Annotated in this window: 9 protein-coding genes; 8 read left to right on the forward strand and 1 reads right to left on the reverse strand. The window is 58.0% G+C overall.

Features of this window, described 5'->3' with window-relative positions:
• Positions 1-33 precede the first annotated feature (33 nt).
• Positions 34-582, reverse strand: a complete 549-nt coding sequence (gene lepB, locus PEH01S_RS33340; RefSeq protein ID WP_127490355.1) for a signal peptidase I — start codon at positions 580-582, stop codon at positions 34-36.
• Between the two features lie 134 nt (positions 583-716).
• Between lepB and PEH01S_RS33345 the strand changes: the two genes are divergently transcribed.
• The 8 genes from PEH01S_RS33345 (at position 717) to yajC (ending at position 8,764) form a co-directional block, all read left to right on the forward strand.
• Complete coding sequence (locus PEH01S_RS33345) at positions 717-1,421, forward strand: BofC C-terminal domain-containing protein (protein ID WP_127490356.1); 705 nt, start codon at positions 717-719, stop codon at positions 1,419-1,421.
• Positions 1,422-1,629: 208 nt separating this feature from the next.
• Entirely contained in the window at positions 1,630-2,133 is a 504-nt protein-coding gene (gene ruvC, locus PEH01S_RS33350; protein WP_127490357.1) for a crossover junction endodeoxyribonuclease RuvC, read from the forward strand.
• A complete protein-coding gene (ruvA, locus tag PEH01S_RS33355; RefSeq protein WP_025850308.1) occupies positions 2,130-2,771 on the forward strand; it encodes a Holliday junction branch migration protein RuvA in 642 nt (213 codons plus the stop codon). Before ruvC ends, ruvA begins: the two co-directional genes overlap by 4 nt.
• A 73-nt stretch (positions 2,772-2,844) precedes the next feature.
• Positions 2,845-3,849, forward strand: coding sequence for a Holliday junction branch migration DNA helicase RuvB (gene ruvB / locus PEH01S_RS33360; RefSeq protein ID WP_010498666.1), 1,005 nt, complete (start codon positions 2,845-2,847; stop codon positions 3,847-3,849).
• Between the two features lie 47 nt (positions 3,850-3,896).
• Positions 3,897-6,029, forward strand: a complete 2,133-nt coding sequence (locus PEH01S_RS33365) for a SpoIID/LytB domain-containing protein (protein WP_127490358.1) — start codon at positions 3,897-3,899, stop codon at positions 6,027-6,029.
• An 81-nt stretch (positions 6,030-6,110) separates the two neighbouring features.
• Positions 6,111-7,172, forward strand: a complete 1,062-nt coding sequence (queA, locus tag PEH01S_RS33370; RefSeq protein ID WP_127490359.1) for a tRNA preQ1(34) S-adenosylmethionine ribosyltransferase-isomerase QueA — start codon at positions 6,111-6,113, stop codon at positions 7,170-7,172.
• A 33-nt stretch (positions 7,173-7,205) separates the two neighbouring features.
• Entirely contained in the window at positions 7,206-8,345 is a 1,140-nt protein-coding gene (gene tgt, locus PEH01S_RS33375; RefSeq protein ID WP_127490360.1) for a tRNA guanosine(34) transglycosylase Tgt, read from the forward strand.
• A 95-nt stretch (positions 8,346-8,440) separates the two neighbouring features.
• Positions 8,441-8,764, forward strand: a complete 324-nt coding sequence (gene yajC, locus PEH01S_RS33380; RefSeq protein ID WP_025850304.1) for a preprotein translocase subunit YajC — start codon at positions 8,441-8,443, stop codon at positions 8,762-8,764.
• Positions 8,765-8,850 lie beyond the last annotated feature (86 nt).

Genomic DNA, 8,850 nt, shown 5'->3' on the forward strand with positions numbered 1-8,850 from the left:
CCCCTGTGCCTCCGGCTGTTTTTTATGATCCCGTCACATCTTGATACCCAACACGTGGTCCAGCGGAATAAAGCCGATTTCCCGGCTGTCTTTGCTGTGGTTTCGGTTATCTCCCATAACGAAGATGTGGCCTTCCGGGATTGTCCACTTATGTTCGCCGGCAAAGTGCATCGGCTCGTTCAAGTACGGCTCCTCCAAGGGCTCGCCGTTGCGGTAAACTTTATTGTTTTTGAACTCCAGCACGTCCCCAGGCTTGCCGATCACCCGTTTGACGTACATATTCGGGTCCTCGCTCCCGCGAATGAATTTTAGCAGCGGGTGTTCCAGCACATCGTCCTTAAGCGTTCGTTCCCGCTCTACCCTGCTGTCGATAATCACGATATCTCCGTATTTCGGCGCATAGCGGAACGTATGCGAGAGTTTGGACACATAAATGCGCTGTTCGTTGTGCAGCGTCGGGTCCATCGAATGCCCCAGCACATTGGTCGGTTGAAACACGAAGATGCCGATCACAAGCGTCAGTGCGAAAGCGGCTGCGATGGAACGAACCCATGCCCAAATTTCCTTGACTAGAGGATGCATAACAACCGCCCTTCCTTTCCGCTGTCAGTATGCAACATAGTATACATGGAAAAAGTATAAACGTCGATCCCCATGGGAAAAATAGTAAAAAGGCTTCAGGTATATCAAAACAACACGGACAGAAGGGGATCGCCATGATGTTGCTCGGCTTTTGGAATCAGTTGAAGAAGCAATTGAAAAAAAAGCTGCGTCTGAAACGCCGTTGGCTGAATCTGGCTGTCGTTTTGCTTGCAGCCGGCTTGTTCGCAGCGGGTGCGTGGATGCTGCGTGGCTCGCTACAAGAGAAGAGCGGCCGGCAGGGTCAGGAACAGTCCGTCTTCAGCCGCGCCGTCGAAGCCTATGTGCAGCCGGAGGAAGAAGTGCGTGCGATGGTAAAAGACTTGAACGGGCAAAGGGATGCTTTTGTAAAAAAATCGTATGTTTGCGGCGAAGAGCTGCAGCGGATCGGCATCATGAACGCAGCCGACATTTTGGCCTACCATAAGGCTCACCCGTCGATGACCGTGAGTCTGGGGGATTCAAACCGGGTTTATTTCATCGAGAAGGTGGACGACCTGTCTCCGCAGTGCAAGAACAACGCTTATTTCGGGTTAGACGCCAATGGCAATTTGTCGTTATTCGAAGGGATACCGGGGTCGGGCGGTCAAAACGTGCTGCGAACGTTCTTTCAGCTGAACATCCGGCATCTGGAAAGCAGCTTGCCCCGGGAGACGGTTAAGCAGCTTTACCACGGGGTTCGGGTAAGGGATTTAGCCGATTATAACAGCGTGCTCTCGACCCTAAGCGATTATGCGATAGAAGAAACGGAGAAAGCGATGCAAGTGACGCCATCCTCTTAAGAAGAGAAGCGTTTCACTCCATAGGGCGGCTCAGGCAGCCCTGACCTATAAAGTAATGCAGCGAAGTCCGCTGCGGCATTGGAGGCCGGGCGGACTTTTTGCCGTGTTCATGGAAGGGATAATCTGCTATAATGGCAGGTGAATACATATGTTCGCTTCTTGCGGCTGAGAGCCGCAGTATGGAAAAGCGAATGGGGGAGTGCGCGTCTTGCGGATTTTAGGCATTGACCCGGGGATCGCCATCGTCGGCTTCGGGTTTATCGATAAACAAGGGCATAAGCTGGTTCCCGTTCAATACGGATCGATCCAGTCGCAAGCCGGGACGGAGGATGCCCTGCGGTTAAAGCAAGTATATGAAGCGACGGTGCAGCTTATCGAGAAGTATAAGCCCGATGCGGTCGCGATCGAAAAGCTGTTCTTTAACCGGAACGTCACGACGGCGCTGACCGTCGGGCAAGCCCGGGGCGTACTGATGCTGGCTGCGGTACAGCAAGGGCTGCCGATTGCCGAATATACCCCTTTGCAGGTTAAGCAGGCGATAGTCGGCTACGGGAAAGCCGAGAAGAAGCAGGTGCAGGAAATGGTTAAAATGTTTCTGCATCTGGCTGCTGTACCGAAGCCCGACGACGTGGCGGATGCGCTGGCCGTAGCCATTTGCCATGCCCATTCTTCGGGATTACAACAAAAATTGAACGGAGCTTATAAACGATGATCGATTTTTTAAGAGGGACGGTGGCGCACCGCGAAACGGAATACGTGGTGCTGGACGTACGGGGCGTCGGCTACCGCGTATTTTGCGCCAATCCGTACGCGGTAGGGGCAGGCAAGGACGGCGCGGAGGTGACGCTATACATTCACTATCATGTGCGGGAGGACGCCCACTTGCTGTTCGGATTTTCGTCCAGAGAAGAGCAGTCGTTGTTCCGCTTGCTGCTCGATGTGAACGGCATCGGTCCGAAGGTAGCCATCGGCGTATTGGCGGGAGGACGCCCGGAAGTGATAGCGGCGGCCATCCGGCAGGAAAACCTTTCGTTCTTGACCAAGCTGCCGGGCATCGGGAAAAAGACGGCGCAGCGCATGGTGCTCGACCTGAAAGATAAGCTGGGCGCTTGGACTTCGGGCGAGGAGGACGGTTCCGTGTTTGGCTTGCCGGAAATCGCGGCGGCGGGGCAGACGGCAAGCGGCGCTTGGGCCGAGGCGAAAGCGGCGCTGCTTGCGCTCGGCTATACCGAAGCGGAGGCGGACCGGGCGGGACAAACCGTCAAGCCGAAGCTGAAGGGCGACGAAACGGCCGATGCGGTAACGAAGCTGGCGCTGCAGGCGCTGTTTCAGCAGTCGCTGATGAAATGAAGCCGCGGGGGAAGCTTGACGCGGCAGGCGGCGTCCGCATTGGCGGATTGCCGACAGGAAGGAGAGGCACAACATGGAAGACCGCATCATCTCGGCGCATCTGATGATGGAAGATCAAGGGATGGAGTTCAGCCTGCGTCCGCGGTATTTGGCTGAATATATCGGTCAGGCCCAGGCGAAGGAAAATTTGAAAATATATATCGAAGCGGCCAAAATGCGCAAGGAGGCGCTTGACCACGTACTGCTGTACGGACCGCCGGGCCTTGGCAAGACGACGCTTTCGAACATCATCGCCAACGAGCTCGGCGTCAATCTGCGGACGACCTCGGGACCGGCGATCGAACGCCCGGGCGATCTCGCGGCAATCCTGACGAACCTGCAGGAAAATGACGTCCTTTTTATCGACGAAATTCACCGTCTCCACCGAACGGTAGAAGAGGTGCTGTATCCGGCGATGGAGGATTACGCTCTCGATATCATCATCGGCAAGGGGCCGAGCGCCCGTTCGGTGAGGCTCGACCTCCCGCCGTTCACGCTTGTGGGCGCGACGACGCGCGTCGGGTTGCTTTCGGCGCCGCTTCGCGACCGCTTTGGCGTCGTCAGCCGGCTGGAATATTACACGGTCGACGAGCTGTCTTATATCGTCAGCCGCACCGCGGATCTGCTGCAGGTTCAGATCGTAGGCGAAGCGTCCCGGGAAATCGGGATGCGCTCGCGGGGGACGCCGCGGATCGCGAACCGGCTGCTTAAGCGGGTGCGTGATTTTGCCCAGGTGAAGGGCGACGGTATCATTACGCTCGACATTACGCAGGCAGCGCTGTCGAGCATTCAAGTCGATCCGCTCGGACTCGACGAGATCGATCATAAGATGCTGCGGGCGATCATCCTGAGCTTTCAAGGCGGTCCGGTCGGGCTGGATACGATTGCCGCATCGATCGGAGAGGAAAGTCAGACCATCGAAGACGTCTACGAGCCGTATTTGCTGCAAATCGGATTTTTGCAGCGGACGCCGCGGGGACGGATGGTAACGCCGAGCGCGTGCAAACATCTCGGGCTGCCGATGCCAAGCCGCTCTTAAGCGGAAGAGGATCGGCGGTTCCGTCTAGAGAGGGGAATCGGCGGTTTATGCATGAAACGAAACGGCCGCCCTACCTCACGGGACAAGCTCCCGTCGGGCGGGCGGCGCGTCGCTTAAGATCAGGAATAAAGCTGCCGGCAGCGCTGCTGCTTGCCGCAGCCATCGGCTTGGGAGGACCGGCAGGAGGCGTGCAGCCAGCTGCTTACGCCGCGGTATCGGTGCCGAAGCTCGACAATATACGTGTCGCATTATTTATCGATACGGGCAAATATGTCAGCCCGGAAGCCGCGGTCACGCTGTCGGCCGATGCCGGTCTGCAGCTCGGCTTGCGCGGAGCCGCCGGAGAGAAGCCCGTCCATCAAGCTGCGGCAAGAACGCCGGTTCGCGTCTATGCGGACGGCTATTACGCGCAGCTGCCCGAGACGGGCGACGTTACGGCCGCTCGTTCGCAGGCGAAGAAGCTGACGGCGGGAGGAGTCTCCGCGGGGATCGTTCAGCGCGTGAAGCGCGGCCAGTCGGCGTATCGGGCCTATGTAGGCCCGTTCGCGACGAAGGAAGCGGCCGCTTCGGCTGCCGCAGGCCAGCCCGGCGCTTCCATCAGCGGTCCGCTGCGCTGGAACGCGGGCAGCTTCGCCGGCGAGGCGGAGGCGAATGCGCAGGCGGTAGCGCTGTCGCAAGCGGGCTTCGACGCCGACGTGGCGCTGACCGAAGCCGGCTACGCGGTATTCGTCGGCGAAGCGGCGGATAACGCCGCGCTGCAGGCGCTGAAGGCGCAGATTGCGGCGGCGCTGCCGACCGTGGCGCTTGCGCCGGTGGATGCTGCGCAAAGCTACGTGCTGAAGCGCAGCGAGCTGGACGCGGGCGGCGAGAACGCCGGGGGGCCTCTCGCGGCCTTCGCCTTCGGCGGCGGCGCAAAGCTGTGGGCCGCGGCGGCCGATGCGCAGGGCGGCATCACGGTTCGCGAGCGGTTCGACCGCGCCTACCGCGGGGGGATTGAGCTGTCCCTGTTCAACGGCAAGCTTGCCGTCGTCAACGAGCTGCCTTTGGAGCAGTATCTCGTTTCGGTCCTCGGCTCCGAGATGAGTAAAGAATGGCCTTTGGAAGCGCTGAAGGCGCAGGCTGTCGCCGCGCGCACATTTGCGCTCAAGCAGGGCGTCAAATACCAGATCGCACATGTCACCGACACGACCACGGATCAAGCGTATAAAGGTTTGGCGGGAGAGTTTGCCGCCGCGCAGCAAGCCGTGCAAGCGACGCAAGGCGAAGTGATCGTCGATAAGAACGGGTTGATCAATCCGCTTTATTACTCCAATGCAGGGGGAATGACTGCGGCTCCGACCGAAGTATGGGGCAACGAAGTGGCGTATTTGAAGAGCCAAAAATCCCCGGACGAAGGAGCCCAGGCAGGCAAGAAAGCATGGTACCGGATCGTTCTGCCGAACGGCAATACCGGCTACATTCATTCGGACTACGCAAGGGCGACAGGGCAAAAAAATCCGGCCGGCCTGCCTTATTACGAGTCGACGGCAACCGGCGTGAGCGTCCGGCCGGCGCCCTACGTCGACAATGCGACCAACCCGGCGGCGTTCAAGGTCGACATCGGGGACCGCTTCGTCGTCATCGATCAGGAGGTCGAATCGAACGCTTACTCCTGGGTCCGCGGACCTTACGGTGCGGCGAAGTTAAAGGAAAAGCTTGGCGCGGCTTATACCGGCGGAGCGTTAAACCGGCTCGAAGTATCGAAAAGAGGGCCGTCCGGCCGTGCGTTGGAAGTGACGGCGAACGGGCAGCCGCTCAAAGCCGCTTATCCGGATTCGCTCCGCACGTTGCTCGGCGGCCTGCCCAGCACCCGGTTTGATATTGAAGAAACGGGACGCTATACTATATTGGGAGCAGGGGGGGCGACGCGAAGCCAGACCCCAGCCTCCCAGCCTGTCGTTGTCGCGGGCAGCGGCGGAGCGGGAAAACAAACCGATGAGCAGCTCTTTATGATGAATGCGCAAGGCAAAGTGCGAATGGCTACGCGGGACACGCAGTTTATTTTCAAAGGCACCGGCTACGGTCACGGGCTGGGGATGTCCCAGTGGGGCGCGAAAGGCTATGCCGAGCAGGGATACGATTACCAGAAAATTTTGCTGGCTTATTACACAGGTGTCTCGATTCAGAAAGCAGCTCCTTGACGCACTGTCGAACGATGCCGTTCGCGCAGGGCATAAAAAAGTTGAACTAAATATGAAACCTACAGAAGGATGAAACGTATCATGCAAGTGGACTTGTTCGACTACCATTTACCCGAATCGCTCATTGCGCAGACGCCGCTTCCGGACCGGACAGCCTCGCGCCTGCTTACGCTGGATAAGCGAACGGGGGAAATCGGTCATCATAAGTTTGAACAATTGGAACGGTATCTTGAAGCCGGAGATGTGCTCGTGCTTAACGATACGCGGGTCATTCCGGCCAGGCTGTTCGGAGTGAAAGCGGACACGGGCGCCAAAGCCGAGGTGCTGCTGCTCAAGCAGCTGGAAGGGGACCGTTGGGAGGCGCTCGTCCGTCCGGCAAAGCGCCTAAAGACCGGGGCCGTGCTGCATTTCGGAGGCGGTGCTCCGTCGGAAGCGGACACGGGGGCGGAGCCGCCGCTGCTTGTCGCTACCGTCGAATCCGAAGGCGAAATGGGCAGCCGGGTACTGCGCTTCAGCTACGAAGGCATTTTTAACGAGCTGCTTGACCGCTTGGGACATATGCCGCTGCCGCCGTATATAAAGGAGCAGCTGCCCGAGCGCGAGCGGTACCAGACGGTGTATGCGAAGCATCAAGGCTCCGCGGCGGCGCCTACGGCAGGGCTGCATTTCACACAGGAATATTTGAATCGGCTGGAACAAAAAGGGATACAATTAGCGTATGTTACGCTTCATGTCGGACTGGGGACGTTCCGTCCCGTCGGGGTTGAGACCGTCGAACAGCATGAGATGCACGAAGAGTACTACGAAGTGTCCGCAGAAACCGCCGATCTTGTAAATGCGGCCAAGCGAAAAGGCGGACGGGTTGTTGCGGTAGGGACGACTTCGGCCAGGACGCTGGAAACGGCAGCGGGCGAAGACGGTATGCTGCAAGCGGGAAGCGGCTGGACCGGCATTTTCATTTATCCGGGCTACCGGTTTCGCATCGTCGATGCGCTGCTGACCAATTTCCATCTGCCCAAATCGACGCTGCTTATGTTGATCAGCGCGCTTGCAGGACGGGAGAACGTGCTCGCCGCTTACCGCGAAGCCGTCGAGCGGCAATACCGCTTTTTCAGCTTTGGCGACGCGATGTTCATTCATTAAATAAGGAAAAATTGACCGGAAGAGAAAGAAGTGATTGGATTGGCCGTTACCTATGAGCATATCAAGACCTGCAAGCAGTCCGGCGCGCGGCTGGGCCGGGTGCATACGCCCCACGGGGTGATCGAAACGCCGGCTTTCATGCCCGTCGGCACTCAGGCTACCGTGAAGACGATGAGCCCCGAAGAGCTGAAGCAGATGGATGCGCATATCATTTTGAGCAATACGTATCATCTGTTCCTGCGACCCGGCCATGAGACTGTGAAGAAGGCCGGCGGACTGCACCGCTTCATGAACTGGGACCGCCCGATTCTGACGGACAGCGGGGGCTTTCAAGTGTTCAGCTTGAGCGAGATGCGCAAAATCAGCGAGGAAGGCGTACAGTTCCGATCGCATTTGAACGGGGACAAGCTGTTCATTTCGCCGGAAAAATCGATCGAGATTCAAAATGCGCTCGGCTCGGATATCATGATGGCCTTCGACGAATGCCCGCCTTATCCGGCGGAGCACAGCTACGCCAAGCAATCGCTCGAACGGACGACCCGCTGGGCGGAACGGTGTCTGAAAGCCCATGCCCGGCCGAACGATCAGGCGTTGTTCGCCATCGTCCAGGGCGGCATGTACGAGGATTTGCGCAAACAGAGCGCCCTTGAGTTGACTTCCATGGATTTCCCGGGGTATGCTATTGGGGGACTGAGCGTAGGCGAGCCGAAGCCTCTGATGTACGAGGTGCTTGACTACACCGTTCCTTATCTGCCTGCCAACAAGCCGCGCTATCTGATGGGCGTAGGATCGCCCGACGCTTTGGTGGAAGGGTCGATCCGCGGCATTGACATGTTTGACTGCGTGCTGCCGACGCGCATTGCCCGCAACGGCACCGTGATGACGAGTGAAGGCCGGTTGGTTGTCCGCAATGCGAAGTTTGCCGAAGACTTCGGTCCGCTTGATCCGGAATGCTCCTGCTATACGTGCCGGAACTATTCGAGAGCCTACATCCGCCATCTGATCAAAGCTGACGAAACGTTCGGCATCCGGCTGACGACGTACCACAACCTTCATTTCCTGCTGGAGCTGATGCGCGGGGTGCGTCAAGCGATCCGTGAAGACAGGCTGCTTGATTTCCGCGACGAATTTTTCGCGAAATACGGCATCGACGAGAACAGCAAAGGGTTCTAAAAGCCCGGTGAACCTTGAGGCAGAAGCTTCGGGTTCACCGGACTTACCATTGGGTATACATAGAAAAAGTCTGTAGAAAGGGGGGAATCAGACAAATGTGGTTAGCGGCAAATGAAACGGCGGCGGCACCGGGGATCGAGGGATATCTTGTTACTTACGGCCCGCTCGTCCTGATGTTCGTCGTGCTTTATTTCTTGCTTATCCGTCCTCAGCAAAAACGTCAAAAGACTCGCAACATGATGCTGAGCAACTTGAAAAAAGGGGATAAGGTCGTTACGATCGGGGGCTTGCACGGCACGATCCTGGAGCTTACGGACGATACGGTCGTCCTGCGGGTGAACGACGTTACGAAGTTGACCTTTGAGCGTTCTGCCGTGAATACGGTAACGTCTTCGGGGGCAGCTTCCGAAGGAAAATAGTTTTCCCATTGCGTTTCGCTGCAAACGCAAACAAGCGAGGTCTCATACCGGCCGGATTCCGGCGGGTTCAAGAGATCTCGCTTTTT

Origin of the sequence: Paenibacillus ehimensis NBRC 15659, assembly GCF_004000785.1 — a bacterium.
Taxonomy (GTDB): domain Bacteria; phylum Bacillota; class Bacilli; order Paenibacillales; family NBRC-103111; genus Paenibacillus_G; species Paenibacillus_G ehimensis.

What these genes read in the sequence shown, in the direction of transcription:
- lepB (WP_127490355.1), bottom strand. Translation starts at nt 582, where the DNA reads ATGCATCCTCTAGTCAAGGAAATTTGGGCATGGGTTCGTTCCATCGCA.
- PEH01S_RS33345 (WP_127490356.1), top strand. Translation starts at nt 717, where the DNA reads ATGATGTTGCTCGGCTTTTGGAATCAGTTGAAGAAGCAATTGAAAAAA.
- ruvA (WP_025850308.1), top strand. Translation starts at nt 2,130, where the DNA reads ATGATCGATTTTTTAAGAGGGACGGTGGCGCACCGCGAAACGGAATAC.
- ruvB (WP_010498666.1), top strand. Translation starts at nt 2,845, where the DNA reads ATGGAAGACCGCATCATCTCGGCGCATCTGATGATGGAAGATCAAGGG.
- PEH01S_RS33365 (WP_127490358.1), top strand. Translation starts at nt 3,897, where the DNA reads ATGCATGAAACGAAACGGCCGCCCTACCTCACGGGACAAGCTCCCGTC.
- queA (WP_127490359.1), top strand. Translation starts at nt 6,111, where the DNA reads ATGCAAGTGGACTTGTTCGACTACCATTTACCCGAATCGCTCATTGCG.
- yajC (WP_025850304.1), top strand. Translation starts at nt 8,441, where the DNA reads ATGTGGTTAGCGGCAAATGAAACGGCGGCGGCACCGGGGATCGAGGGA.